This is a genomic window from Achromobacter sp. GD03932, assembly GCF_029839485.1.
In the GTDB taxonomy this organism is placed as follows: Bacteria; Pseudomonadota; Gammaproteobacteria; order Burkholderiales; family Burkholderiaceae_B; genus Achromobacter; species Achromobacter bronchisepticus_A.
In genome coordinates, this window is record NZ_JAOCAT010000005.1 from 187604 (window position 1) to 213589 (window position 25986).

The window sequence follows — 25986 nt, forward strand, 5'->3', positions numbered from 1 at the left end:
GGCGTTTGCACTGCGTTCTGTCGAGCGTGTGCCGGGTCGGCAAGGTGTCCGGGTGGCGTGGCTCCGTGAGCCGCAAAGCGCCGGATCATGTTGTCGGGGCCGGTATGGGTTCAGTTGCCGCCGTATCCGGGCGAGCAGCAGTCAGGGTTGCAGGGCCGGTACTGAAAGGAATGACAACATGGAACTGAATGGCGCCGATATCGTCGTGCGCTGCCTGGCCGATGAAGGCGTGGAACACGTTTTCGGCTACCCCGGCGGCGCGGTGCTTTACATCTACGACGCGATTTTCAAGCAAGACAAATTCCAGCATATCCTGGTTCGTCACGAGCAGGCCGCCGTGCACGCCGCCGATGCCTATTCGCGCTCGTCGCAAAAGGTCGGCGTCTGCCTCGTGACCAGCGGACCGGGCGTGACCAATGCCGTCACCGGCATCGCCACCGCCTACATGGATTCCATCCCCATGGTCATCATCAGCGGGCAGGTGCCCACTGCGGCCATCGGCGAGGACGCCTTCCAGGAATGCGACACCGTCGGCATCACGCGTCCCTGCGTCAAGCACAACTTCCTTGTGCGCGACGTCAAGGACCTGGCCGAAACCATGCGCCGCGCGTTCTACATCGCGCGCACCGGCCGTCCCGGCCCGGTGCTGGTGGATATCCCCAAGGACATCACCATCGCGCAGTGCAAGTACACGCCGCCCAAGGGCGAGATCTCGATGCGCTCCTACGCGCCCGTCAACAAGGGCCACCAGGGGCAGATCAAGAAAGCCGTGCAGATGCTGCTGGCCGCCGAGCGGCCCATGATCTACACGGGCGGCGGGGTCATTCTGTCGAACGCCGCGCCCGAGCTGAACAAGCTCGTGTCGCAACTGGGCGCGCCTTGCACCAGCACCCTGATGGGTCTGGGCGGCTACCCGGCCAGCAGCGGCCAGTTCGTCGGCATGCCCGGCATGCACGGCACGTACGAGGCCAATATGGCGATGCAGCACTGCGACGTGCTGCTGGCCATCGGCGCCCGTTTCGATGACCGCGTGATCGGCAACCCCAAGCACTTCGCCCAGAACGCGCGCAAGATCATCCATATCGATATCGATCCCTCGTCGATCTCCAAGCGCGTGCGCGTGGATGTCCCGATCGTCGGTAACGTCAAGGACGTCCTGGCCGACCTCAGCGCGCAGTACGACATTGCTGCAGCCGAGCACAAGCCCGCCCCGATCGCCAAGTGGTGGGAGCAGGTCGAGTCCTGGCGCGGCAAGGAATGCCTGAAGTTCGCCAACTCGGACGAAGTCATCAAGCCGCAGTTCGTGGTGGAAAAGCTCTGGGAAGTGACTGGCGGCGACGCCTTCGTGACTTCCGACGTGGGCCAGCACCAGATGTGGGCCGCGCAGTACTACAAGTTCGACAAGCCGCGCCGCTGGATCAACTCCGGCGGCCTGGGCACCATGGGCGTGGGCCTGCCGTACGCCATGGGCGTGCAGATGGCCAATCCTGGACACGACGTCGCCGTCATCACCGGCGAAGGCTCCATCCAGATGAACATCCAGGAACTGTCGACCTGCCATCAGTACCGCCTGACGCCGAAGATCATCTGCCTGAACAACCGCTTCCTGGGCATGGTCCGGCAGTGGCAGCAGATCGACTACGGTTCGCGCTACTCCGAGTCCTACATGGATTCGCTGCCCGATTTCGTCAAGGTGGCCGAGGCCTATGGCCACGTGGGTCTGCGCATCGAACGCCCGGCGGACGTCGAGCCGGCGCTGCGCGAAGCGTTCAAGAAGCACAAGGATCGCCTGGTGTTCCTGGACTTCATCACCGACCGCACCGAAAACGTGTGGCCGATGGTCAAGGCCGGCCGCGGGCTGACCGAAATGCTGCTTGGCTCTGAAGACCTGTAAGGAGGCCACCCATGAAGCACGTGATTTCCGTCCTCCTCGAAAACGAACCCGGCGCGCTGTCGCGCGTGGTGGGCCTGTTTTCCGCGCGGGGCTACAACATCGAGACCCTGACCGTGGCGCCCACCGAGGACTCCACGCTGTCGCGCATGACCATCGTGACCACCGGTTCCGATGAAATCATCGAGCAGATCACCAAGCACCTGAACCGCCTGGTGGATGTGGTCAAGGTCGTCGACCTGACCGAAGGCGCGCACATCGAGCGCGAGCTGATGCTCGTGAAGGTGCGCGCGGTCGGCAAGGAGCGCGAGGAAATGAAGCGCATGGCGGATATCTTCCGCGGCCGCATCATCGACGTGACCGACAAGTCCTACACCATCGAATTGACCGGGGTGCAGGAAAAAGTACAGGCCTTCCTGGAGGCCCTGGACCGCAGTGCAATCCTTGAAACCGTGCGCACCGGCGTGTCCGGCATCGGACGCGGTGAACGGATTTTGAAGATTTGACCGGCCTTCCAGGCCAAGCCGCACCCTACATCTGAATTAAACAAATATCCAAAATACTGGAATCTGGAGCACAACCATGAAAGTTTTCTACGACAAAGACTGCGATCTCTCCCTGGTCAAGGGCAAGACTGTTGCCATCATCGGCTACGGCTCGCAAGGCCACGCGCACGCGCAGAACCTGCATGAGTCCGGCGTGAAGGTCGTGGTCGGCCTGCGCAAGGGCGGCGCCTCGTGGAACAAGGCCGCCAACGCCGGCCTGGAAGTCAAGGAAGTCGCCGACGCCGTCAAGTCCGCCGACATCGTCATGATGTTGCTGCCCGACGAGAACATCGCCTCGGTCTACAACAAGGAAGTGCACGCCAACATCAAGCCCGGCGCCGCCCTGGCGTTTGCCCACGGCTTCAACGTGCACTACGGCCAAGTCGTGCCGCGTGAAGATATCGACGTCATCATGATCGCCCCGAAGGCCCCGGGCCACACCGTGCGCAACACCTACAAGCAAGGCGGCGGCGTGCCCCATCTGGTGGCCGTGTACCAGGACAAGTCGGGCGCCGCGCGTGACGTGGCCCTGTCGTACGCCAGCGCCAACGGCGGCGGCCGTGCCGGCATCATCGAAACCAACTTCCGCGAAGAAACCGAAACCGACCTGTTCGGCGAACAGGCCGTGCTGTGCGGCGGTACCGTCGAACTGATCAAGGCTGGTTTCGACACGCTGGTGGAAGCCGGCTACGCGCCCGAAATGGCGTACTTCGAGTGCCTGCACGAACTGAAGCTGATCGTCGACCTGATCTATGAAGGCGGCATCGCCAACATGAACTACTCGATCTCGAACAACGCCGAGTTCGGCGAGTACGAAACGGGTCCGAAGATCGTCACCGACGAAACCCGCAAGGCCATGCGCCAGTGCCTGACGGACATCCAGACCGGCGAATACGCCAAGAAGTTCATCCTGGAAAACACCGCCGGCGCTCCGACGCTGACCTCGCGCCGCCGCATCAACGCGGAATCGCAGATCGAGCAAGTGGGCGGCAAGCTGCGCGCCATGATGCCCTGGATCGCCGCCAACAAGCTGGTGGACAAGTCCAAGAACTGATCCATGCCACTGCGCGGGGCTTGCCCCGGGCAATCAGGGTCGAAGCGGCATGCCTGCGAGGGCATGCCGCTTTTTTTTGCAGGCTTCCCGTCGATCGGCCGGGCACGCGGCTTGCTTCGCCCCGCAAGCGGGGCCAGATGGGTTAACCTTTCAGTGTTCGTTGTAAGTTATTGAGACCATGCCCAATTTTTCCATGCGCGATTCCGAGAACCGCCACCGCGGCATTTACCTGCTGCCCAACGCGTTCACCACCGCCGCACTGTTCGCGGGGTTCTATGCCGTCGTGCAGGCCATGAACGACCGCTTCGAAGTGGCCGCCATCGCCATTTTCGCGGCCATGGTGCTGGACGGCATGGACGGCCGGGTCGCCCGCCTGACCAACACCCAGTCCGCGTTTGGCGAGCAATACGACTCCCTGTCCGACATGACCTCCTTCGGCGTCGCGCCCGCGCTGGTCATGTACGAATGGATCCTGAACGATCTGGGCCGCTGGGGCTGGCTGGCCGCGTTCGTCTATGTCGCCGGCGCCGCGCTGCGTCTGGCGCGCTTCAACACCAACATCGCCGTGGTCGACAAGCGCTACTTCCAGGGCTTGCCCAGCCCGGCGGCCGGTGCGCTGGTGGCGGGCTTCGTCTGGCTGGCCGTGGACAACAAGCTGCCCATCCATGACAGCCTGATGGCCTGGGCGGCGTTCACGCTGACCATGTACGCGGGCATTTCCATGGTGTCGAACGCGCCGTTCTTCAGCGGCAAGAGCTTCGCCCTGGGCCGCAGCGTGCCGTTCTGGGGCATCCTGCTGGTAGTGGCCGTATTCGTTTTCGTGTCCAGCGATCCTCCGGTCGTGCTGTTCGGCCTGTTCGTGCTGTACGGCCTGTCGGGCTGGATCATGTGGGCCTGGCGCTGGAACCGCGCGCGCCGCCTGACGCAGGAACGCCGCAACCAATCTTCGTGATTGGCGGCAATCTTGAAAAACAAAACCCGCCGGATGGCGGGTTTTGTCTTTCAAGGGCGGGGGAATCAGCGCCACATGAACCGGTCGTCGTCGTACATGGGATCCGGGCCGGGATGGAAGTGCGTCAGCCTGTTGCCGTCGCGGCTCATGTACACGTACATCAGCGAGTTCCAGACCCCGTTTTCCTTGTAACGGTACGACCAGACCACCTCGCGCTTCTCGCCCAGGCCGGCTTCCTCGATGCGCGCGGGCGGGCCGAATTCGCAGCGCACGCGGTCGGGACCCCATTCGCCTTCGCTCAGCACCTTGAAATGCGCATCGGTCAGCAGCGGCACCACCTGGCCCACTCGCCCATCGGTGCCGACATTGGTACCCCAGGCATATTGGCCCATGGGCTGCTGCGTCCAGATCACGCGCCGTCCGCCATTGGCTTGCGGGCATTCGAAGTTGGGTTGGCCGAACTGGGTCAGCACGTCGGCGTAGGGCGTGCCGGGAGGAATCTGGGCCATGTTCGCGCAGGCGGCCAGCCCGGCCAACGCGGCGGCGGCCAGCGCCAGGCGGGCGCCTTTGTAATATTTAGACATGTCTTGCTCCTTACGTGGCATCGCGGCCTGCGGCGGGGCAGGCGGCCCTCATTGGGGTAATTCTAGCGAATCAGCTATAATCATCGAGCTTTATCAAGTGTATTGATCTTGCAACATCCTTTGCGCTGGCCGCAGAGCTGGTCCAGGTGCCAGGCCCCGGTGTCGAAACACCGCGTCCACACCCGGGTTCCAGGCTTCTGTTTGAGTCATCAATGGCAGCAGTGAGAAAGCGAATTCCGCCAGGTTCGCGCAAAATTTTTCCAAACCACGTCAGGGCGCCTCGGCCCTGTCGCATGTCCGAAGAGGTCATAAATGTCTGTAGCTGACATCAAGAAATCCGATATCGTCGCGCAATTCCAACGCGCTCAAGGCGATACCGGCTCCCCCGAAGTTCAGGTGGCTCTGCTCACCGCCCGCATCAACGAACTGACCGGTCACTTCAAAGAACACATGAAGGACCATCACTCGCGCCGCGGTCTGCTCCGTATGGTCAGCCGTCGCCGCAAGCTGCTCGACTATCTCAAGGGCCGCAATCCCGATTCGTACCGCGCACTGATCGAAAAACTCGGTCTGCGCAAGTGATCGACGGGGCTGGCTCCCCATGACGCAACCGTGGTCGGTGCGACGTATGTCGCGACGGCCACGGTTTTTCATTTGTAAGGAATAATCGTCATGTTCAACAAAGTGACAAAATCGTTCCAGTACGGCCAGCACACGGTCGTCCTGGAAACTGGCGAGATCGCTCGCCAGGCCTCCGGCGCCGTTGTGGTGTCGATCGAGGACACCGTCGTCCTGGCCACCGTCGTGGCTTCCAAGAAGGCCAAGCCGGGTCAAACGTTTTTCCCGCTGACCGTTGACTACATCGAGAAGACCTACGCCGCCGGCCGCATCCCGGGTGGCTTCTTCAAGCGCGAAGGCAAGCCCTCCGAGAAGGAAACGCTGACCTCGCGCCTGATCGACCGTCCCCTGCGTCCGCTGTTCCCCGAAGACTTCTACAACGAAGTCCAGGTGGTCATCCATACGCTGTCGGTCAATCCTGAAATCGATCCCGACATCCCCGCCATGATCGGCGCCTCGGCCGCGCTGGCCATCTCGGGCATCCCGTTCAACGGCCCGATCGGCGCCGCGCGCGTGGGCTACATCGATGGCCAGTACGCCATCAACCCGACCGCCTCGCAGCTGAAGTCGTCCAAGCTGGACCTGGTCGTCGCCGGCACCGAAAACGCCGTGCTGATGGTGGAATCCGAAGCCGACCAGCTGTCCGAAGAAATCATGCTGGGCGGCGTGGTCTACGGCCACCAGCAAATGCAGGCCGTCATCAACGCCATTCACGAACTGGTGAAGGACGCCGGCAAGCCCGATTGGGACTGGCAAGCGCCCGCCAAGGACGAAGCCCTGATCGCCGCGGTCACCGCCGCTGCCCAGGAAGGCCTGAACGCCGCCTACCAGATCCGCGAAAAGCAGGCTCGTACCACCAAGCTGCGCGAAGTGTCGGCTGACGTGTCGGCCAAGCTGGCCGCCGCCGCCGCCGAAAAGGGCGAAGCGGCGCCGGACGCGGTCGCTGTCGACAACATCATGTTCTCGCTGGAATCCGCCATCGTGCGCGGCCAGATCCTGAACGGCGAGCCCCGCATCGACGGCCGCGACACCCGCACCGTGCGTCCCATCAGCGTGCGTCTGGGCGTGCTGCCCCGCGCACACGGCAGCGCGCTGTTCACCCGTGGTGAAACCCAGGCGCTGGTCGTGGCCACGCTGGGCACCAAGCAGGATGAGCAGATCATCGACGCGCTCATGGGCGAGTACCGCGACCGCTTCATGCTGCACTACAACATGCCTCCGTTCGCCACCGGCGAAACGGGCCGCATCGGTGTGCCCAAGCGCCGCGAAATCGGCCACGGCCGCCTGGCCAAGCGCGCGCTGATCCCGCTGCTGCCGGCTCCGGAAGACTTCCAGTACACCATCCGCATCGTCTCGGAAATCACCGAGTCCAACGGCTCGTCGTCGATGGCTTCGGTCTGCGGCGGCTCGCTGGCCATGATGGACGCCGGCGTGCCGGTCAAGGATCACGTGGCCGGCGTGGCCATGGGCCTGATCCTGGATGGCGGCAAGTTCGCCGTGCTGACGGACATTCTGGGCGACGAAGATCACCTGGGCGACATGGACTTCAAGGTTGCGGGCACCGAGAACGGCGTCACCGCACTGCAGATGGACATCAAGATCCAGGGCATCACCAAGGAAATCATGCAAGTGGCGCTGGCTCAGGCCCGCGAAGGCCGCCTGCACATCCTGGGCAAGATGAAGGAAGCGCTGGACGGTTCGCGCGGCGAGCTCTCGGCTTTCGCTCCGCGCATGCTGACCATCAAGATCAACCCCGAGAAGATCCGCGACGTGATCGGCAAGGGCGGCGCCACCATCCGCGCGCTGACCGAAGAAACCGGCACGCAGATCGACATCTCCGACGACGGCACGATCGTGATCGCCAGCGTCGACGAAGCGCAGGCCAAGGAAGCCCAGCGCCGCATCGTCGAACTGACCGCCGACGTCGAAGTGGGCCAGATCTACGAAGGCGCCGTGCTGCGCCTGCTGGATTTCGGCGCCATCGTGCAAGTGCTGCCGGGCCGCGACGGCCTGCTGCACATCTCGGAAATCGCCAACTACCGCATCGCCAACATCAACGATGTGCTGAAGGTCGGCCAGCAAGTCCGCGTCAAGGTCATCGAGGCCGACGACAAGGGCCGCCTGCGCCTGTCCATCAAGGCCATCGGCGGCATCGAGCAGCAGCAATCCGCTGCGGCCCCCGAAGCCGCCCCGCAATCGGAACCGCAAGCTGAATAAGCCTGCTTGACCGGTAGTATGAAACGGCGCCTTCGGGCGCCGTTTTTCATGCGCCGGCCTGGGCCGCGACGGCCGGTCCTGATTCATCTTCTTGCTTCTTCAGACCCCGGACATCTCCCAACTGCGCTTACCTTCCTGTAAAGTCTTGCGCGAGAGCGAGGCCCCCCGACCACGGAGGATGGCCCGCGCGACGTGGCAAAGAAGGGGGAAACGGATGGGCAAGGCATGACGGCGTGGGCCAGATCCGCCAGTGCCGCGGCGCTGCTTGCGGCCTTGCTGAGCGGCTGCATGAGCAGCCCCGCGCCGGGCAAGGGCGGTCCCAAGAGCGAAGACATGTCCGCCGACCAGTTCGGCCAGACCGACTTCAACCGCACCGTCACGCTGGAGGTGCGCGACAACCTGGCCAGCCTGTATGTCCTGCTGGACAAGCTCTACCGCCGCAATCCGCGCGAGTGGCGCAAGTCCGGCGCGCCCGATCTGGCCAAGGCGGTGTCGCTGGTCAAGCATTCCATCGAGGTCCGCGTCCCGCCCAAGGACCTGGCGGGGCTGCGCGATATCCAGATCCTGGCCGTGTCCCTGGACCCCAACTATTCGGGCGACCGGGTCGGCGCTTTCATCTACGGCCTGGCCGACACCATCATCGCGGCCCACAACGGCAAAACCCGCCTGTACGCCACCGACGCGCTGGACGGGCAGCGGGTCTACAATGCCGCACGGAACGTCGAGGCAGCCGCCTGGCTGCTGGCGTCGCGCCGCAATACCCAGGGCGAACCCTTGCTGCTGGCCAACGAAATGTCCCAGAACGCCACCAACCTCAGCTTTGAACGCGAATTCGGCGCCATCATCGGCCGCCTGGATCTGATCGCGAATCTGCTGGGCGAGAACACGCGGCGCATCGGGATCAACTACGCGCAGGGCCTGCTGCTGTTCAATTTCCTGCCGGTGCGCTAACAGGATTTCCATCGTGATCGATATCGCCTCCATTCAGACCGCCCGCGAGAACCTGCGCGGCCAGGTGCTGAAGACCCCGTTTACCCTGTCCCGCACGCTGTCCGACATCTTCGGCGCGGAGATCTGGCTGAAGTTCGAGAACCTGCAGTTCACGGCTTCGTTCAAGGAGCGCGGCGCGCTCAACCGCATGCTGACGCTGTCGGAAGAAGAACGCGCCAAGGGCGTGATCGCAGTGTCCGCCGGCAACCACGCGCAGGGCGTGGCCTACCATGCCCAGCGCATGGGCGTGCCGGCCGTGATCGTGATGCCGCGCTTCACCCCCACCGTCAAGATCGCCAACACGCGCCGCTTCGGCGCCGAGGTGGTGCTGGCCGGCGATACCTTCGACGACGCCAAGGCGCGCGGCTACGAGCTGGCGCAGGAGCGCGGCCTGATCATGATCCACCCGTACGACGACGAGGCGGTCATATCCGGGCAGGGCACGGTGGCGCTGGAAATGCTGGAAGACCAACCGCAGCTGGACACCCTGGTCGTCGCCATCGGCGGCGGCGGCCTGATCTCCGGCATCGCCACCGCGGCCAAGGCGCTCAAGCCCGGCATCGAGATCATCGGTGTGCAGACCGAGCGCTTCCCGTCCATGTACGCGGCCGTCAAGGGCGTGTCCATGCCGCAGGGCGCGTACACCATTGCCGAAGGCATCGCGGTGAAGTCGCCGGGCGCGCTGACCCAGCCCATCGTGACGCAATTGGTCGATCGCCTGGAGCTGGTCAGCGAAAGCGATATCGAACACGCCATCGTGGTGCTGCTGGAAATCGAGAAATCGGTGGTCGAAGGCGCAGGCGCCGCAGGCCTGGCCGCGCTGCTGCGCGCGCAGGAAGAGGGCAGCGACCGCTACAAGGGCAAGCGCATCGGCCTGGTGCTGACGGGCGGCAACATCGACCCGCTGATGCTGGGCGAACTGATCGAACGCGGCATGGTGCGAGCAGGCCGCCTGGCGCGTATCCGCGTGGACCTGCGCGACCTGCCGGGCGCGCTGGCACACGCCACCAAGCTCATCGCCGACGCGCAGGCCAACATCACCGAAGTGCACCACCAGCGCGCGTTCACGTCATTGCCGGTGCGCAATGTCGAGGTGGATTTCGTGCTGCAGACGCGCGGCCACGAGCACATCCAGGAAGTGATCGACATACTGAACGCGGCGGGCTTTGCTGCCAGCAACCACGACCACTGAGCGCGCCGGCGCGGTTCAGGCGGCGCCGTTCTGCGCGGCGTCGCGCGCCAGCAGGTTCTTCAGGCCGTACAGGCGCTCGCGGTGCAGCGTCGCCGACAGCGGCTCGGGCTCGCGCCCCAGCGCCACATAGTCCGCGGGCACCTGTGCCGCCGCCGCGCGGATGGCATCGGGCGCGGCCTGCCACCACTGCGTCAGCATGCGGTCGGGGTTGTAGACGTCCAGCCCCTGGCGCCGCAGTTCGGAACGATTGAAATCCTTCAGATTCCAGGTCAGCACCTGCACCACAGGCGGCTGCTGCAGGCCGCAGCGCGCGCGCCGCGCCAGGCCGGCCGCGATCACGTGGAAGTCCTTGGGATCGCTGTAGCGCAAGGACGCCTCGTAGACCTGGGTGTCCGTTTCGCGGGCGCCGGGAAAGCGCGCGTTCATGTCGTCCCAGAGTTCCATCATCACCTCCGGCGGGATCTCCCAGATGCGCGAGGCGTTGCGGCGCCATTCCTCGCCGATGCGGTCGGTCCAGACCGGCGTGTACACGCCGGCCTCGGCCAGCCTGAGCAGCAGGCGGCGCAGGATGCCGGACATGAGGACGCAGGCGTCGAGGACGATGAAGGGCGGGGGGGAGGAAGCGGCGGTCAAGTGAGGTCTGAAGCCCCGCCGGCGCATGGCGGGCAGGGCGGAAACGTGGAAAACGAGGCGCAAGAATAACGTTTTTGGAAGCGGCCCGGGGCCGGCTGCCGTGTGCAAGAGGGGCGGCAGGCTTTAACCGAGTTCGGCGCGCACTGCATTGCACAGGCTCACCAGGTTGCGCCGCGACACCAGGCACTGCTTGAGCGGGGTATCGATGGCGTAGAAATAGATATTGGCGAGAAAGCCATAGAGCCCCGCGTCCACGCTGCCCGGATTGGGGCCGAACATGAAGCCGTTGTCGCCCAGCAGGCTGGAGATAGCCTCCAGGTCGGCGATCCCGCGCGCATAGGCGTCTTCGGGGGCATAACGGCCTATGCCTTGGTAGTGATAGCGCTGGAAGTTGTACTGGCGGGCGGCTTCCAGCTGCTCGGGTTTGACGTCCGGATGGGCGTCCAGCAGCGCCTTGCGGAAGATTGGCCAATAGCGGTCGTCGCGCCAGCGCGAATAGGACATGACCCAGTACAGATCGTCCAGCGCGCGGCGCACCAGCAGGTCCTGCCGCTGCTGCTCGGGCGTGAGGGAATCGTCGATGGTCAGTTCGTACTGGCGCTTCAGGTGGGCGATGATGGCGTCGCTGTCGCCGATGCGCAGATCGCCGTCGGCGATATAGGGCAGCTGGCCGCGCGGCGCGGACTGCACGTCCAGCGTATGCCGATGGTCGAACGGCAAGCGGCACAGCTTCAGGAAGGCGTAGATCTTCAGGCCGTAGGGGTTGTTGTCTTCCAGCCCATAGAGTCCGGGGTACGAATAGAGGGTGATCATGGCGCGCTCCCTGATTACCGGACTAGATTAGATCGGCGGGACGAATTTTGCGCGCTTCAGTTTGACGAGGCAGGCGTTCGCCGGTTTGCGACGAAGGGGGGACGCCTGTCCTGTGGCGGGGTGGTGCCCGAGACCGGAATCGAACCGGTACGGCCGCGAGGCCGAGGGATTTTCTTACCACTTCGGCTTTCGCCGCCAGCGCGGATGCGCTGTTCGTGGTCTGGAGCACGCCTTCACCATAGCCTTGCGGCCTTAGGTGCCCGCCGTCTGCTCTCTACACCTTCCCCGGCCATGCGGCCTGGGCTTGGCTCGGCGTTGGCTCGGAACGGGTCCAGGGCATTCGCCGAGTTTGACGGGCTACACCTTTGGAGTTTCCCCCAAAGGGCTCAAATTAGTTCAAGTCCCTTGTGTCTACCAATTTCACCACTCGGGCGTTGCACGGCCCCGGAAGGGCCGGCAGCGGGCGAGACTATACCATCCCGGCGCCAGAGGCCTGGATTACGGACTCCTGGCGACGGGGCGTTCAGGAGACGAAGCGCACGGCGGGGCGCGGGCGTTCGTCCACGGTCAGGGAAAAGACGTCGGGGCGCGAATAGTGGCCCACCACGTCGAAGTCGTAGCGGGCGCGCACCAGTTCCGCCGTGTCGACCTGGGCGGTCAGCAGGCCGGCCTTGCCGCGCAGCGGACCCGCCAGCACGTCGCCCAGCGGGCCGACGATGACCGAACCGCCGTTGATGAGCGGACGGTTGGCGTCCCAGCCAGGCACGTCCTGGCCCAGCTCGGCGGGCGAGGGCTGCACCTGGCAGGCGCTGACCACGAAGCAGCGGCCCTCATGCGCGATGTGGCGCATCGAGCACTGCCAGATGTCGCGTTCGTCCACGGTGGGCGCGCACCAGATCTCCACGCCCTTGGCGTACATGGCGGTGCGCAGCAGCGGCATGTGGTTTTCCCAGCAGATGGCGCCGCCGATGCGGCCGGCTTCGGTGTCGACGACCGGCAGCGTCGAGCCGTCGCCCTGGCCCCATATCAGGCGTTCGGTGCCGGTGGGCATGAGCTTGCGGTGCTTGGCGACGAGGCCGGCCGCAGGTTCGAAGAACAGGGCGGTGCAATACAGCGTGTTGCCGCCCCGTTCGATCACGCCGACCACCAGGCTGGCGCCGGTGCGCTGCGACAGGGCGGCGAGCGCCTCGGTTTCGGGACCGGGCACGTCGATGGCGTTGTCGTAATAGCGGGCGTAGGCCTCGCGGCCTTCGGGCAGGCGGTAGCCCAGGCGGGTGCCGAAGATCTCGCCCTTGGGATAGCCGCCCAGCAGCGCTTCGGGCATGACCACGAGCGAGGCGCCAGAGGCGGCGATCTCGCCTTCGTAGGCGAGGATGTCTTCCAGGGTGCGAGCTTTGCCTTCGGGGGAGGAGCCGATCTGCAGGGCGGCGACGGTTTTCGTGGTCATGGCGAGGGTCTCAGGAACGTGGCAACGGGGCTTCAGTGTCCGGCCGGCCCTAAAATCAATCAATCCTGGTCAGAGATAAATGATATGAACCAGATTGATATCGAGTCGGCCGACCTGAACTTGCTCAAGGTCTTCGAGGCCATCTATGACGAGGGCGGCGCGGGGCGTGCGGCGCTACGCCTGGGCGTAACGCAGTCGGCGGTCAGCGCGGCGCTGGGCCGTCTGCGCGCGCTTTACGGCGATCCGCTGTTCACGCGCACCGGCAGAGGGCTGACGCCCAGTCTGCGGGCGCGCGAACTGCGGCCTGTCATCGGCGAAGCCCTGGACAAGTGCCGTCAGAGCCTGTCGCTGGCGTGGCCGGGCGCGGCGGGCTTCGTCGGCCGCTCGGTCACGCTGGGCCTGTCGGACGATTTTGAGATCGCGCTAGGGAGGGACGCGATCCGCGCCCTGGCGGACAGCGCGCCGGGCCTGCGCATCATTTTCCGGCAGACCCACAGCCGCCTGGCCGCCGACATGCTGATGGCGCGCGAGGCCGATCTGGTGATCGCCTCGGGCGGATTGACCACGCAGGCCTTGCAGCGCGTGACGGTCGGACAGGGCGGCTATGCCTGCCTGCTGGACCCCGCCAGCCTGGCGCCGGGCCAGACCTCGCTGTCGCTGGAGGAATTCGTCCGCCGCCAGCACATTCTGGTGTCGTCCGGCGGCTTCATCGGCGTGGTGGATGAAGTACTGCATGGGCTGGGACTGACGCGCCAGGTGCAGGCATCGACCACGCATTTTTCGGCGCTGGCGTTTCTGCTGCCAGGCAGCGATGCCCTGTCGACCTTGCCCGCGCACGCGGCGCGCGGCCTGGCCGCGGCCTCCGGCCTGCGCATGCTGCCGTGCCCGGTGGCGATGCCGGGCTATGCCATCGAAATGGGTTGGCGCGCCGACGCCTTGCGGGATGAGGCGGTGGCCGTGGTCAGGCGCGGTTTGCTGGACTTGCTGAATGGCTATGAATGGGAGCGCGCCGCCTAGGCGCGCGGCCTAATTGCGCCGGAACAACCGGCTCAGCAGGCCGCGCGGCGCGGCGGCGGCCTGCTCCGCGGCCAGGGCGTTGTTCAAGGACAGTTCCTGGTACTGGGGCTTGCCGTTCTGTTGATAGGAGGCGGCAGCCTGGCGATAGGCCATGGCGGATTCCGCGTGGCGCTTCATTTCACTGTAGGTTTGGCCGCGCGAAAATAGCGCCCAGCTGCGATAGTCTGGATCGATCGCGATCAGCCGGTCGCAGGCAGTCAGCGCCTCTTCGTGGCGCTTGGCGGCGATCAGCGCGTTGATGCGCTCGGCGTGCAGGGCGCCGTCATCCGGCCAGCGCGCCATGGCGCGGTCGGCGTCGGCCACAGCCTCGTCCGCGCGGCCCAGATGGATCAGCGCCTCGATGCGGGCGCGGCGCCACTTCAGCCAGTCCGGATCCAGCGAGATCGCCACTTCGGACAGCGGCAGGGCTTCCTCATGGCGCTCCAGCCGGTTCAGCATGTCGGCCGCGTTGCCGGGCAGGAAGTCGCTGTCGGGCGCCAGCTCGTAGCCCTGCAGGTAGTACGCCAGCGCCTCATCCCAGTTGCGCTGGTCGCGTTGCGCGTTGCCGGCCACGAACAGCAGTTGGGCGTCGCCGCTGGTCATGGGGTCCAGCTCCCGGAGCGCCTGCTCGGCCAGCTCCGGATCGCCGCTGCGCACGTACTCGCGGGCCTGTTCCCTGCGGCCTTCCCAGCCGCTGTCAGACAGCGCGTCCAGATGATGCCACAACGGCGCGGCTTCGTCTGCGCGGCCCAAGCGGTGCAGGGACCGCGCCTTGCCTTCCAGGGGCCAGTCCCAGTCGGGCTCGCGCCGTAGCAGGCTGGTCCATTCCTCGACGGCATCCGCGTGGCGTTCCAGCGCCTGCAGGCACGAGGCGCGGTTGTGCTGGATGGCGTTCTGCTCGCCCAGGATGGCGCGGGCGCGGTCGAACATTGCGATGGCGTTGTGCAGGTCGCCCAGGCTGCGGTAAGTGTTGCCGGCGTCGTACAGGAACATGCCGTTGCCCGGCGCCAGCGAGGTCGCGCGCCGGAAATGCGGCTCGGCTTCGGCGTGTCGCCCGGCGTTGGCCAGGTTGGACGCGATATAGCAATGCGGCGCGCCGGCGGATGGGCGCAACTGCGCGGCGCGGGTCCAACACTGGATGGCCTGGTCCAGCTGGCGGTCGTTGATCAGCAGATAGGCCTGCGCCATCAGCAGCCCGAAGTGCGAAGGCGTGCGTTGCAGGGCATCGCGCAGGACGCGCCAGGCTTCCTGCCGCTCGCCGGCGTTGTAGCGCGCGGTGGCCTGGACGCGGATGGCGTCGGCGCAATGCGGGTCCAGGGTCAGCGCCCGGTCCAGGTCGGCCTGGCGCGCAGCGTGGGCGCCGCGCTTGTCGTGATAACGGGCGCGCAGCGCCCACAGGAGGGCCGAGGCGGGCTGTTCGCGCAACCCTTGTTCACACAGCGCCAGCATTTGCGCGTGCTCGTCGCCGTCGTCGGCGCGATGGATGGATTCGATCAGGGCGGACATGCGCGGGATTCCGTGGGGTAGCGCTAGGGCGCCGAGGCGCCGGCTTCGTGGCGGCAGCTGTAGGGACGGTCGGCGCGCGGGATGTCGTCGCTGCCGCACTGCCACCGGCGGATGCCGCCGCCTTTCTTTTCGGAACGCAGTTCGGGTAGGTAGACGAGATGCTTGCCGCCGAGCGTGGGCGCGTCCGCGGCGCTGGGGGCGCCAGCGATGGTGAAGCGCAGCACGCCGTTGACCGGATTCAGGCTCAGCGCGCTGAAGCCGCTGCTGTTCAACGATTCCGCGGTGACGCCGAGCGCCGCCATGTCCGGCGCGTAGGTTCCCGTGCGTTGGTAATGGTTTTCGGCCAGCATGCGCACGGGTTGCGACACCAGGTCCAGGCGGATCACCTCGGCGCGCAGGGGATTGTCTTCCTGCTTGGGCTCCATGACGATGGCGCCGATGATCATGCCGCCCGCGACCAGCAACAGCACGCCGAGCACGATGAAGATGAACTTGCCCGCGCCCGTGATGGAGCGGGTCTTGGCGATGGCGGGCCGGATGGCGCGCGGGTCCGCCTGGCTGGAGACCACGTAGGTGCCGGAGATCCAGTTGTGCATGGCGCGTTCGCCGAAGATGGTCCTCTGGATGCGGTAGAAGATGCCGGGCAGCGCGATGTTCAGCACGTACTTCATCAGGTGCCGCCAACTGGCGCGCAGGACGCCAGGGTGATCGCCATTGCGGTTCACGACGCGCAGCTTCAGCACCCGCTTGCCTGGGGATCCGCCGGCCCAGGCGTCCATCAGGGCCGGCAGCATCAGGCCGATGAAACCGGCGGCCATGGCCAGCAGGACGGGGCGCGCAGCGCCGGCCAGGGATTCGTAGGTCAGATTGGCGGCGGTGCTGAATCCGATCATGGCCGCGACCATCACGGCGGCGTCGATCGCGGTGGCGCCAAGCCGCGGCCAGATGCCGGGGAAGACCGGGGCATTGCCGGCGCGGGCCGGGGCGGCCTTGGCGGTCTTCGCAGCCTTCGCGGCAGGCGCGGCCGCTGTGGGGGCGGCCAGCGGCGCATTGCAGCTGAAGCACTGGGTGTTGGAGGCCGGATTCTGCCAGTTGCAGCGGGGGCATTGCATGGGCGGCGGTGGCGGCCTGGAAATGCCGCAAGAGCGTGGGGAGTGCGGATGTTACCGGGAAAACCCCGATCCCAGGACGCTGCCACTAAGCACGACACTTCCCGCCATGAAGCCCGTCCAGCCCCTTTCGCCGCATCCTCGCGATATCGATCCCGTCTCCCTGCGCCTGTTCCTCGCGGCGCTGGAGGAGGGCAGCCTGGCGCGCGCCGCCGCCCGCGAGAACATCGTCCCTTCCGCCGTCAGCAAACGCATGTCGGAAATGGAGGAAGCCTTCGGCGTGCCACTGCTGGAGCGTGGGGTCAAAGGCGTGCAGCCCACGCCCGCGGGCAATGCCCTGGCCACGCACGTGCGCATGGTGCTGCAGAGCATGGACCGCATGCGCCGCGAAATGGCGGGCTTTGCGACCGGCGTGCGCGGCAGCATCCGGCTGGCGGTCAGCGTGGCGGCGCTGTCCGGCGAACTGCCGGCGCAGATCCAGTCCTTTCGCCGCGCCTATCCCCAGATCGATATCTCGCTGGAAGAAGGCACCACGCAGGAGGTGTTCCGCGCGGTGCTGGACGGTCAGGCCGACGTGGCGGTGGGTTCCGATTTCGGCCATGACGGTTTGCAGGTCTTTAATTGCGGCCGCTGCGATCTGGCGGCGGTGGTGCCTGGCCAGCATCTGCTGGCCGATCGCGACACGCTGGACTACGCGCAGCTGCTGCCCTTCGAGCAGATCGAACTGAACCGCGACAACGGCATCAGCGCGGTGTTCGAGCAGGCGGCGCAGGATGCGGGCGTGGCGCGGCGCATCAGCGCGCGGGTCAGCTCGCACGAAACCATCTGCATGCTGGTGGCGCGCGGCATGGGCGTGGCCGTGGTGCCCATGTACCTCAAGGCGCGCCACGCCAACCTGGACATCCGCTTCATTCCGCTTTCTGGAGCCTGGTCCAGCACTTCCTTGTGCATCGCCGTGCTGGGGTTGGACGCCTTGCCGCCCGCGGCCCGCGTGCTGTTGGCCCATCTGGGCGTGGCGGACGCCGCCTGAAACGACAGGGCTCAGGGCTTTCCCGGACGTTCCCAAACGAGAATGCCCCCGTGCTGAAAGAGCGCTACCCGCTGATCCGGCTTGCCGCCGATGATGGGGGCATGGGGCGGCGGCATGCATCGATCTTGCCACCGCCTGTTTTTCAGCGCATCAGGCCCGAGGATATGCAGATGGCAGCAACACCGGCTTCACCCTTCATGGACCACTCCGAGTTGCCGCTGCGCGGCATCAAGGTGCTGGAGCTGTCCCACATGATCATGGGCCCGGCGGCCGGCCTGGCGCTGGCGGACCTGGGAGCCGAAGTCATCAAGGTGGAGCCGATCGAAGGCGACCGCACCCGGCGCCTGAAAGGCTCGGGCAGCGGCTACTTCCCGGTCTTCAACCGCAACAAGCAAAGCCTGGCGATCGACCTGAAGGCAAGCGCAGGGCAGGCCGTGGTGCGCCAGCTGGCCTTGCAGGCGGACATGGTGGTGGAGAATTTTCGCGACGGCAGCCTGGCCCAGTACGGGCTGGACTATGAGTCGCTGTCGGCCGAGAACCCCGGGCTGATCTACGTATCGCTCAAGGGCTTTCTGTCCGGCCCCTACAAGCAGCGCACCGCGCTCGACGAAGTGGTGCAGATGATGGGCGGGCTGGCCTACATCAACGGCGGCGCGGACTCGCCCCAGCGCGTGGCGGCCTCGGTCAACGACATCCTGGGCGGCACCTTCGGCGTGGTGGGCGCGCTGGCGGCGCTGCACGACCGCCACGCCACGGGGCGCGGCAGGCACGTGCGCTCCGGCCTGTTCGAGAACAATCTGCTGCTGGTCGCGCAGTTCATCGCGCAGTACCAGCTGACGGGCGCCGCGCCCAAGCCCATGGGGGCGGAACGCCGGCCGCCCTGGGGCGTGTACGACGTGTTCGAGACCGCCGACGGCCGCGTGTTCGTCGCCGTGGTGGGCGATGCGCAATGGCGCAACTTCGCGCAGAAATTCCTGCCGCCCGAATGGGCCGCCGATCCGCGCCTGGCCACCGCCGTCGACCGCGAGGCGGCGCGGCCCTGGCTGGTGCCGGGCGTGGGCGAGATCCTGAAGACCTGGAAGACCGACGAACTCTGCGCGGCCTTGGAAGCCGCCGGTCTGTCGTACGGCCCGATACGCCAGCCGCACGACTTGCTGGACGACGCGCATCTGAACGCCGGCGGCGCGCTGTTGAAGACCCGGCTGCCGGACGGCGGGGAGATATCCGCGGCGGCGTTGCCTATCGAGTTCGACGGCCTGAAGGCCGGCAAGCGTTCCGATCCGCCGCGGCAGGGCGGCGACACGCAGGCCATCCTGCAGGGTCTGGGCTGGGATGCCGCGCGCATCGAGGCCCTGCGCAGCGCAGGCGTCATTGCATGAACGGGCGGTAGCGCCCGATATCGGTCGAGGCGGCGCAGACCGCCAAGACTTCCATCGAAGAGGAGACAAGATGATCCGCAAACTGTTCGCGGTGGCCGCGCTGGCCGCCGCCTGTGCCGCACACGCCCAGGACTACCCCAGCAAGCCCATCCGCATCATCATCCCGTCCACGCCGGGCGGGGGCACCGACTACATCGGTCGCCTGATGAGCACCAAGTTGCATGAACTCAACGGCTGGTCCGTCATCCCCGAGAACAAGCCGGGCGCGGGCACGGCGCTGGGCCTGGCCGAAGCGGCGCGTTCGCCTGCCCAGGGTTACGACCTGGTGATCGGCCAGTCCGACAACGTCACCCTGATTCCGCTGCTGATGAAGGTGTCGTACGACCCGGTCAAGGACCTGGCCCCGGTGGCGTTGGTGGCCACCACGCCGATGGTGCTGCTGGTGTCGGACAGCTCGCCCTACAAGACGCTGCCCGAAGTGATCGACGCCGCCAAGAAAGATCCGAACAAGATCTCCTATGGCACCTCGGGCACGGGCGGCGGCGTGCACATCGCCATCGAAATGCTGCAGCACGCAGCCGGCTTCAAGATGCAGCACGTGCCGTACAAGGGCTCGGCGCCGGCGCTGGCGGACCTGATGGGCGGGCATCTGCAGTTCGCGGGCTCTTCGATCTCGTCGGCGGCCACGCTGATCAAGTCCGGCAAGGTGCGCGCGCTGGCGGTCACCTCGCCCAAGCGCAATCCGGCGCTGCCGGAGGTGCCCACGGTCGCGGAGCTGGGCTACAAGGATTTCAGCGTGGTGACCTACTACGGCGTGCTGGCTCCGGCCAAGACGCCGCCCGCCATCGTGTCGCGCCTGAACAGCGACTTCAACAAGCTGCTGGCGCGCAAGGACGTGCAGGAGGCGCTGGCCGCGCAAGGCCTGGAAACCGATCCGGTGTCCACCGAACGGTTTGCCGCGCTGATCAATTCGGATATCGCCAAGGCGCGCCAGACCATCGAAAGCGCGGGCATCGTGGTGCAGCAGTAGGCGGGTCGGGAAAAGGACAGCACATGAACCAGGAAATCAGGCTTTGCGAAGTGGGTCCGCGCGACGGGCTGCAGATGGCCAAGGGCATGATGTCCGCGGCCGATAAGCTGCGCTGGATCCGGCAACTGGCCGATGCCGGCCTGCGCGAGATCGAGGCGGGCAGCTTCGTGTCGCCGCGGTTGGTGCCGCAGATGGCCGATACGGGCGCCGTCCTGCCCGAGGTCCTGAAGATCGACGGGCTGACCGTCGTCGCTCTGGTCTGCAACCTCAAGGGCGCCATTGCCGCCTACGAGGCAGGCGCGCACGCGCTGTCGTTTCCCGTCTCGGTCAGCGACACGCATAGCCGCGCCAACATGGGCAAGGGCACCGACGCGCAGGTGGAGGTGCTGGCCGCCATTGTCGATTGGGCGCGGGCACAGCCGCGGCCCATGCGCATCGATGCGGCGGTCGCCACCGCCTTCGGCTGTTCGCTCGAAGGCGCGGTGCCGGTGCGCCGTGTCGCGCAGGTGGCCGCCGCCGCCGCGTTGGCAGGCGCAGACGAGATCGCGCTGGCAGACACCGTGGGCTATGCCCATCCGGCGCTGGTGCGCGATGCGGTGCGCGCCGCGCAGGACGCCGTGGGCGCGCGGCTGGTCAAGCTGCATCTGCACGACACGATGGGGCTGGGCCTGGCCAATGCGCTGGCCGGGCTGGACGAGGGCATCCGCGCCTTCGATTCCTGCCTGGGCGGCTTGGGCGGCTGCCCCTTCGCGCCTGGCGCGTCGGGCAACATCGTTACCGAAGACCTGGTCTTCATGCTGGAAAGCATGGGCTACCGCACGGGCGTGGATCTGTCGCGGCTGTTGCAGGCGCGGCCCTTGCTGGCCCAGGCGCTGCCGCAGGAAAGCCTGCGCAGCGGCGTGGCCGCCGCTGGCATACCGAAGACCTACCGGGCGCGCGTCCCGGTCTAGCGCAAGTCCGGGAAAGGCGGCGGCGCTAGCGGTAGACGATCACCGGCAGCGTCGAATGCGCCATCACCTTCTGCGTCTGGCTGCCCAGCAGCACGGCCGCCAGCCCGCCATGGCCGCGCGAGGCCATGGCGATCAGGTCGCAGCCTTGCGTCATGGCGATATCGATGATGGTCTGCGCCGGGTTATTGCTTTCGCGCATTTCGGTGGTGCAGGACACGCCCGCGGCGGTGGCCTGCGCGGCCGCTTGCGACAGGTACGACCTGGCGAGCTCCTTGGCCTCGCGCTCATACTCCGTATGCACCCCTTCCAGATGCACCGTTTCCATGGAAGTGGGGCGGTAGGCGCTGTACACCGTCAGCACCGTGACGCTTGCGCCCAGGGCGCTGGCCAGGCCCAGTCCTTGCGCCAGGCCGGCATATGAGCGTTCGGATCCGTCGATGGGGATGAGTATGTGCTTGTACATGACTACCTCCTGAGGGTGGGGAGGGCGGCGCGAGTGCGCGCGGCCCTAGGAGCGTGAACAGCGGCTGTCCTCATACTACGCCTTGTGGCGGCTCTCGGCGAATCGCGAGGAAAATACGCTGGGCGCGGCCGGCGCACCCATGGCGGCGGCACGGACCGTACCTACTGCGTCGCCATCCCGCTACCTACACTTCCTCCTGAAGCCTTATTTGCGCAGCGCGGCTGCAAGGGAGGGAGTAGTGAGCGGAACGGTTTACCTGGTTGGCGCCGGTCCGGGCGATCCCGAGCTGCTGACGGTGCGCGCCTTGCGGCTGTTGCAGCAGGCCGATGCCGTGGTCTGTGACCGGCTGGTGGGCGCCGGCATCCTGCCCCTCATCAATCCCGCCGCGCAATTCCATGACGTCGGCAAGATGGTGGGCGACTGCCGGCATCGGCAGGAAGACATCCATCAGTTGCTGTTGGCGCTGGCGGGGTCTTGCTCCCGCGTCGTGCGCTTGAAGGGCGGTGATCCGTTCATTTTCGGCCGGGGCGGCGAAGAACTGCTGTTTCTGTCCCGGCATGGCGTACCGGTTGAGGTCGTGCCGGGCATCAGCGCCGCCAATGGCTGCGCGGCAGCGTTGGGCATTCCTTTGACGCATCGGGGCGTGGCGGCCAGCGTGCGTTTCATCACGGGCCATCTGCGGGACGATGCTGGTCTTGAACTGGACTGGAGTTCGCTGGTCGATCCCACCTGTACCCTGGTGTTCTACATGGGGGTTGCCAACGCCGCCGAGATCGTCGCGTCCTTGCAGCGGCATGGGCGTGGCGGCGATACGCCGGCCGCGCTGGTTCATTCCGGCACCACCGAAGCCCAGGACTGGACGGTGGCCCCCTTGCGCCAGATTCCGCAGCTGGTGGCCGGCTTCAAGCCGCCCACGCTGCTGGTGGTCGGCGACGTGGTACGTCTGGCGCAGCGGGCATGGTCCGCCGCCGCGGCGGGACAGCTGCTGTTGCGTGACACGGCCGAGCCATGCGCGCCGGTCGCGGCCTGACATGCCTGGCGCTGGCCTGTTGCACGGGGCTGGGCGCGGCGGCGGGCCAGGTGCAGGCGGCGCCGGACCTCGATCCCGCCGATCGGCAGCGGCTCATCCACCTGGTGCGGCAGGACTGCGGCTCCTGCCATGGATTGCGCCTGAGTGGCGGCCTGGGGCCGGCGCTGACGCCGCAAGCGCTTGCCGGCAAGCCGCCGGCCTATCTCGAACAGGCGATTCTGCGGGGCCTGCCGGGGACCGCCATGCCAGGGTGGCGCGGCGTGCTTGCGCCCGATGAAGCCACCTGGATCGCCGCGCGCCTGCTCCAAGGCTTTCCTGAGGAATAGAAGGTTCATGAAACTGCGACTCCTGCTTGTCCTGGCCGCCGTTGCGCTGGCCGGCTGCGCAGCGGCTACCGACCCGCGCGGCACCAACGACCTGGGCATGGTGATCGAGCGTGCCGATGGCGCCGTCTCCATCGTCGAAACCAGCGGACAGACCCGGCTGGCGCGGGTCGAAGGGCTGGGCGATCTTTCCCACGCGCACATCGCCTATTCCCGCGATGGCCGTTACGGCTACGTCTTCGGCCGCGACGGCGGGCTGAGCAAGGTGGATCTGCTGCGGAGGCGCGTGGACCGCCGCATCATCCAGTCCGGCAATGCAATCGGCGGCGCCATTTCGCAGGACGGCCGGCTGATCGTGGTGCAGAACTACACGCCTGGCGGCATCAAGGTATTCGATGCCCAGACCTTGCGCCAGATCAGCGAAGTGCCGGCCGAGTATGCGCCGGGCAAGCGTTCCAAAGTGGTCGGCCTGGCGGACCTGCCCGGACAGAAGTTCGCCTACGCGCTGTTCGACGCGGGCGAGATCTGGATCACCGATCTGTCGGACCCCGCCCGCCCGGCCACGCAGCGCTATGAGGCCGGCCGTCAACCCTATGATGCGCTCGTCACCCCTGACGGCCGCTATTACATCGCCGGGCTGTTTGGCGAGGATGCGCTGGCCATGATGGACCTCTGGCATCCGGAGGCTGGCGTGCGCAAGATCCTGCAGGGCTATGGGCGCGGCGAGGAAGCGCTGCCGGTCTACAAGATGCCCCATCTGCGAGGCTGGAGCGCGGCGGGCGGCCGGCTGTTCCTGCCCGCCATCGGCAGGCACGAGGTGCTGGTGGTGGATACCGCCACCTGGCAGGAAACCGGCCGCATCGCCACGTTGGGCCAGCCGGTGTTCGTCATGGCGCAGCCCGATGGCCGCCGTGTCTGGGTCAACTTCGCGGTGCCCGACAACGGCCAGGTGCAGGTCATCGACACCGACACCCTGGCCGTGGTCCGGACGCTGGCGCCGGGCCGCGGCGTGCTGCACATGGAGTTCACGCCGCGCGGAGAGGCGGTATGGCTGTCGGCACGCGACGATGACCGGGTCGTGGTGTACGACACCCGGACGCTGCAACGCGGCGCCACGCTCGACATTCCCAAGCCCAGCGGCATTTTCTTCACCAACAGGAGCGGCCGCATTGGATTCTGAGCTGTCCGCTACAGATTTGCGTCTGCTCGATGGCTGGCAGCGCGACTTCCCGCTGGTCTCGCGCCCCTACGCCTTGCTGGCCGAGCGCGTCGGCCTGGATGAAGACACGGTGCTGGCGCGCTTTCGCCTGTGGCAGCGAGCGGGCGTGGTGAGCCGGATCGGCCCGGTGCTGCACCAGTCCTGTTTCGCCAGCGCGCTGGTCGGCATGCGGGTGCCGGCCGGCCGCGTGGATCAGGTCGCCGCCTACGTCAGCAGTCTGCCGCAGGTCAATCACAACTACGAGCGCGAGCATGCGCTGAACCTGTGGTTTGTGGCCGCCAGCCGCACGCCTGGCGCGTTGGCGCGCTTGCTGGCGCGGATCGGGCAAGACACCGGCTGCGAGCCGCTGGCCTTGCCCATGGAGGCCGAGTACCACATCGACTTGGGTTTCAGCCTGAGTACGCCACAACAACGCGCAGCGCCGCAGCGCGGCGGCAGTCCAGCCGCGCTGCCGCCCGCCGGCAGCGCGCAAGAGGTCTTGCTCCACGCCGTGCAGAATGGGTTGGACCTTTGCGCGCAACCCTATCGCCGGTTGGGGCTGCCGACGGGGCTGGATGAAGACGAGACGCTGCGCCTGCTGGAGCGCTGGCTGCGTGCAGGCCTGTTCCGTCGCTTCGGCGTGGTGCTCAGGCATCGCCAGCTGGGTTTTCGCGCCAATGCGATGTGCGTCTGGAACGTGGACGACGCGCGGGTGGATGCGCTGGGGGAGCGGCTGGGTGCCGAGCCCGGCGTCACACTCTGCTACCGGCGCACGCGGCGCTTGCCGCAGTGGCCCTACAACCTCTTCTGCATGATCCACGGCAAGGAGCGGGAAGCGGTGCGGGCGCTGCGCGATGCCATCGCCGGCCGGCTCGGATTGGATGCCTGGCCGCATGCGGTGCTGTTTTCGACCAGGTGCTTCAAGCAGCGCGGCGCGAGGTTCGTGCCGGAAGAGGCGGCGCATGGTTAGGCCCAAGAACATTGCCGCGAGCGTGCCGCTGGCGCTGGACGCTGCCGACCGCAAGCTGATCAACCGCCTGCAGGGCGGCTTTCCCATCAGCCCGCGTCCGTTCGCGGACGTCGCGCGGGCGCTGGGGCTGGACGAAGACGCCGTGATCGCGCGCGTGGCCCGCTTGCGCGAGTGCGGCGCGTTGAGCCGTTTCGGTCCGCTGTTCCAGATCGAGCGCGCTGGCGGTGCCTACTGCCTGGCGGCGATGGCCGTACCGCAGGCGCAATGGGAGCGGGTCGTGGCCCTGGTCAACCGCCGGATCGAGGTTGCGCACAACTACCGCCGCGAGCATGCGCTGAACATGTGGTTCGTGCTGGCGGCGGCTGATCCCGCCGATGTGGCTGCCTGTTTGCGCGCCATCGAACAGGAGACGGGCCTGCCCGTGCTGGCGTTTCCGAAGGAACGAGAGTACTTCCTTGAAATGAAGCTGGAGGTCTGAGATGGACGCAGCCGGCCTGACTCCGTTCGAACTGTCCCTGGTCCACGCCACGCAGGACGGGCTGCCGATCCGGCGGGATCCGTACCGGGCCGTGGCCGAGCGGCTGGGCGTCACCGAAGCCGAGGTGATGGCGCATTTGCGCGACATGCTCGCGCGCGGCGTGATACGGCGCATCGGCGTGGTGCCCAACCACTACGCGCTGGGATTCGTGGCCAACGGCATGACGGTCTGGGATGTGGACGACGGCCAGATCGACGCCGTGGGAGCCTGGCTGGGCCAGCGTGCGGAAGTGAGCCATTGCTACCGGCGTCCCCGGCATCCGCCGCTGTGGCGCTACAACCTCTACGCCATGCTGCACGGCGCCGACCGCGCGGCGGTGCTGGCGCGCATCGATGAAGTCGCCGAGGCCTTGGAAGCGCGCTTTCCGGACGCCCTGCGTGCGCGCGACGTGCTGTTTTCCTCGGCCATCCTGAAAAAGACCGGCCTGCGCCTGAAAGACGGCCGTGGGCCGGACGCATAGCGAGGAAT

At 66.7% G+C, this 25986-nt stretch carries 26 protein-coding genes; 19 read left to right on the plus strand and 7 right to left on the minus strand.

The genetic code is table 11. From position 1 onward, the window contains the following. The first annotated feature begins 124 nt into the window (after window positions 1-124). The 4 genes from N5C88_RS06970 to pssA all read left to right on the plus strand — a co-directional run bounded on the left by N5C88_RS06970 (window position 125) and on the right by pssA (window position 4442). Window positions 125-1894: an acetolactate synthase 3 catalytic subunit gene (locus N5C88_RS06970; protein WP_255423500.1), complete on the plus strand. Its 1770-nt coding sequence runs from the start codon at window positions 125-127 to the stop codon at window positions 1892-1894. 11 nt (window positions 1895-1905) lie between these two features. Further along, window positions 1906-2397 carry an acetolactate synthase small subunit gene (ilvN, locus tag N5C88_RS06975; RefSeq protein ID WP_054450173.1) on the plus strand — a complete coding sequence of 164 codons (492 nt, stop codon included), beginning with the start codon at window positions 1906-1908 and terminating at the stop codon, window positions 2395-2397. A 76-nt stretch (window positions 2398-2473) separates the two neighbouring features. After that, the gene (gene ilvC / locus N5C88_RS06980) at window positions 2474-3490 is read left to right on the plus strand and encodes a ketol-acid reductoisomerase (protein ID WP_013391929.1); all 1017 of its coding nucleotides are present in this window, start codon (window positions 2474-2476) and stop codon (window positions 3488-3490) included. A 178-nt stretch (window positions 3491-3668) separates the two neighbouring features. Continuing rightward, the gene (gene pssA / locus N5C88_RS06985; protein ID WP_059373830.1) at window positions 3669-4442 is read left to right on the plus strand and encodes a CDP-diacylglycerol--serine O-phosphatidyltransferase; all 774 of its coding nucleotides are present in this window, start codon (window positions 3669-3671) and stop codon (window positions 4440-4442) included. 65 nt (window positions 4443-4507) lie between these two features. On the opposite strand, the gene N5C88_RS06990 is transcribed toward pssA, so the two are convergent. Next, entirely contained in the window at window positions 4508-5026 is a 519-nt protein-coding gene (locus N5C88_RS06990; protein WP_059373831.1) for a hypothetical protein, read from the minus strand. 312 nt (window positions 5027-5338) lie between these two features. Here N5C88_RS06990 and rpsO point away from each other — a divergent pair, with 312 nt between their 5' ends. The 4 genes from rpsO (at window position 5339) to N5C88_RS07010 (ending at window position 10043) form a co-directional block, all read left to right on the plus strand. Then, window positions 5339-5608 carry a 30S ribosomal protein S15 gene (gene rpsO, locus N5C88_RS06995; RefSeq protein ID WP_006223612.1) on the plus strand — a complete coding sequence of 90 codons (270 nt, stop codon included), beginning with the start codon at window positions 5339-5341 and terminating at the stop codon, window positions 5606-5608. Window positions 5609-5698: 90 nt separating this feature from the next. After that, window positions 5699-7861 (plus strand): polyribonucleotide nucleotidyltransferase, encoded by a 2163-nt coding sequence (pnp, locus tag N5C88_RS07000; protein ID WP_059373832.1) that lies wholly within the window; start codon window positions 5699-5701, stop codon window positions 7859-7861. A 225-nt stretch (window positions 7862-8086) separates the two neighbouring features. Further along, window positions 8087-8812 carry a hypothetical protein gene (locus N5C88_RS07005; protein WP_059373833.1) on the plus strand — a complete coding sequence of 242 codons (726 nt, stop codon included), beginning with the start codon at window positions 8087-8089 and terminating at the stop codon, window positions 8810-8812. 13 nt (window positions 8813-8825) lie between these two features. Then, the gene (locus N5C88_RS07010; RefSeq protein WP_059373834.1) at window positions 8826-10043 is read left to right on the plus strand and encodes a threonine ammonia-lyase; all 1218 of its coding nucleotides are present in this window, start codon (window positions 8826-8828) and stop codon (window positions 10041-10043) included. A gap of 15 nt (window positions 10044-10058) precedes the next feature. On the opposite strand, the gene N5C88_RS07015 is transcribed toward N5C88_RS07010, so the two are convergent. From N5C88_RS07015 to N5C88_RS07025, 3 genes are all read right to left on the minus strand, one after another. Beyond that, the gene (locus tag N5C88_RS07015; RefSeq protein WP_118931712.1) at window positions 10059-10676 is read right to left on the minus strand and encodes a PIN domain-containing protein; all 618 of its coding nucleotides are present in this window, start codon (window positions 10674-10676) and stop codon (window positions 10059-10061) included. A 123-nt stretch (window positions 10677-10799) separates the two neighbouring features. Next, on the minus strand, window positions 10800-11489 hold the full coding sequence (locus N5C88_RS07020; RefSeq protein WP_059373836.1) for a glutathione S-transferase family protein: 690 nt from the start codon (window positions 11487-11489) through the stop codon (window positions 10800-10802). 523 nt (window positions 11490-12012) lie between these two features. Further along, complete coding sequence (locus N5C88_RS07025) at window positions 12013-12936, minus strand: carbon-nitrogen hydrolase family protein (RefSeq protein ID WP_280015023.1); 924 nt, start codon at window positions 12934-12936, stop codon at window positions 12013-12015. 84 nt (window positions 12937-13020) lie between these two features. Here N5C88_RS07025 and N5C88_RS07030 point away from each other — a divergent pair, with 84 nt between their 5' ends. Then, window positions 13021-13953 (plus strand): LysR substrate-binding domain-containing protein, encoded by a 933-nt coding sequence (locus N5C88_RS07030; protein WP_280015024.1) that lies wholly within the window; start codon window positions 13021-13023, stop codon window positions 13951-13953. 9 nt (window positions 13954-13962) lie between these two features. Here N5C88_RS07030 and N5C88_RS07035 read toward each other — a convergent pair whose 3' ends face one another. Then, window positions 13963-15498, minus strand: coding sequence for a tetratricopeptide repeat protein (locus N5C88_RS07035; protein ID WP_280015025.1), 1536 nt, complete (start codon window positions 15496-15498; stop codon window positions 13963-13965). A 23-nt stretch (window positions 15499-15521) separates the two neighbouring features. Beyond that, window positions 15522-16610: an RDD family protein gene (locus N5C88_RS07040; protein ID WP_280015026.1), complete on the minus strand. Its 1089-nt coding sequence runs from the start codon at window positions 16608-16610 to the stop codon at window positions 15522-15524. Window positions 16611-16716: 106 nt separating this feature from the next. Here N5C88_RS07040 and N5C88_RS07045 point away from each other — a divergent pair, with 106 nt between their 5' ends. The 4 genes from N5C88_RS07045 to N5C88_RS07060 all read left to right on the plus strand — a co-directional run bounded on the left by N5C88_RS07045 (window position 16717) and on the right by N5C88_RS07060 (window position 20996). Then, a complete protein-coding gene (locus N5C88_RS07045) occupies window positions 16717-17637 on the plus strand; it encodes a LysR family transcriptional regulator (protein ID WP_280015027.1) in 921 nt (306 codons plus the stop codon). 170 nt (window positions 17638-17807) lie between these two features. Next, window positions 17808-19016: a CaiB/BaiF CoA-transferase family protein gene (locus N5C88_RS07050; RefSeq protein WP_280015028.1), complete on the plus strand. Its 1209-nt coding sequence runs from the start codon at window positions 17808-17810 to the stop codon at window positions 19014-19016. A gap of 70 nt (window positions 19017-19086) precedes the next feature. Beyond that, window positions 19087-20046 (plus strand): tripartite tricarboxylate transporter substrate binding protein, encoded by a 960-nt coding sequence (locus N5C88_RS07055; protein ID WP_059375549.1) that lies wholly within the window; start codon window positions 19087-19089, stop codon window positions 20044-20046. A 23-nt stretch (window positions 20047-20069) separates the two neighbouring features. Further along, window positions 20070-20996: a hydroxymethylglutaryl-CoA lyase gene (locus N5C88_RS07060; RefSeq protein WP_280015029.1), complete on the plus strand. Its 927-nt coding sequence runs from the start codon at window positions 20070-20072 to the stop codon at window positions 20994-20996. Window positions 20997-21021: 25 nt separating this feature from the next. Here the strand turns inward: N5C88_RS07060 and N5C88_RS07065 are convergent, their stop codons facing one another. Next, window positions 21022-21459, minus strand: coding sequence for a universal stress protein (locus tag N5C88_RS07065; RefSeq protein ID WP_059375544.1), 438 nt, complete (start codon window positions 21457-21459; stop codon window positions 21022-21024). 238 nt (window positions 21460-21697) lie between these two features. On the opposite strand from N5C88_RS07065, the gene cobA reads away from it, so the two are divergent. From cobA to N5C88_RS07095, 6 genes are read left to right on the plus strand one after another with little or no spacing between them, the layout of a single operon-like run. Then, on the plus strand, window positions 21698-22489 hold the full coding sequence (gene cobA / locus N5C88_RS07070) for a uroporphyrinogen-III C-methyltransferase (protein WP_118931719.1): 792 nt from the start codon (window positions 21698-21700) through the stop codon (window positions 22487-22489). Further along, on the plus strand, window positions 22468-22815 hold the full coding sequence (locus N5C88_RS07075; protein ID WP_280015030.1) for a cytochrome c: 348 nt from the start codon (window positions 22468-22470) through the stop codon (window positions 22813-22815). Before cobA ends, N5C88_RS07075 begins: the two co-directional genes overlap by 22 nt. A gap of 7 nt (window positions 22816-22822) precedes the next feature. Further along, the gene (locus tag N5C88_RS07080) at window positions 22823-23992 is read left to right on the plus strand and encodes a cytochrome D1 domain-containing protein (protein WP_280015031.1); all 1170 of its coding nucleotides are present in this window, start codon (window positions 22823-22825) and stop codon (window positions 23990-23992) included. Continuing rightward, window positions 23982-24980 carry an AsnC family transcriptional regulator gene (locus tag N5C88_RS07085; protein ID WP_205736586.1) on the plus strand — a complete coding sequence of 333 codons (999 nt, stop codon included), beginning with the start codon at window positions 23982-23984 and terminating at the stop codon, window positions 24978-24980. The genes N5C88_RS07080 and N5C88_RS07085 overlap by 11 nt, the downstream gene beginning before the upstream one ends. Continuing rightward, window positions 24973-25458: an AsnC family transcriptional regulator gene (locus N5C88_RS07090; RefSeq protein WP_118931723.1), complete on the plus strand. Its 486-nt coding sequence runs from the start codon at window positions 24973-24975 to the stop codon at window positions 25456-25458. The genes N5C88_RS07085 and N5C88_RS07090 overlap by 8 nt, the downstream gene beginning before the upstream one ends. A gap of 1 nt (window position 25459) precedes the next feature. Beyond that, on the plus strand, window positions 25460-25978 hold the full coding sequence (locus N5C88_RS07095) for an Lrp/AsnC family transcriptional regulator (protein ID WP_251877625.1): 519 nt from the start codon (window positions 25460-25462) through the stop codon (window positions 25976-25978). Window positions 25979-25986: the final 8 nt, after the last annotated feature.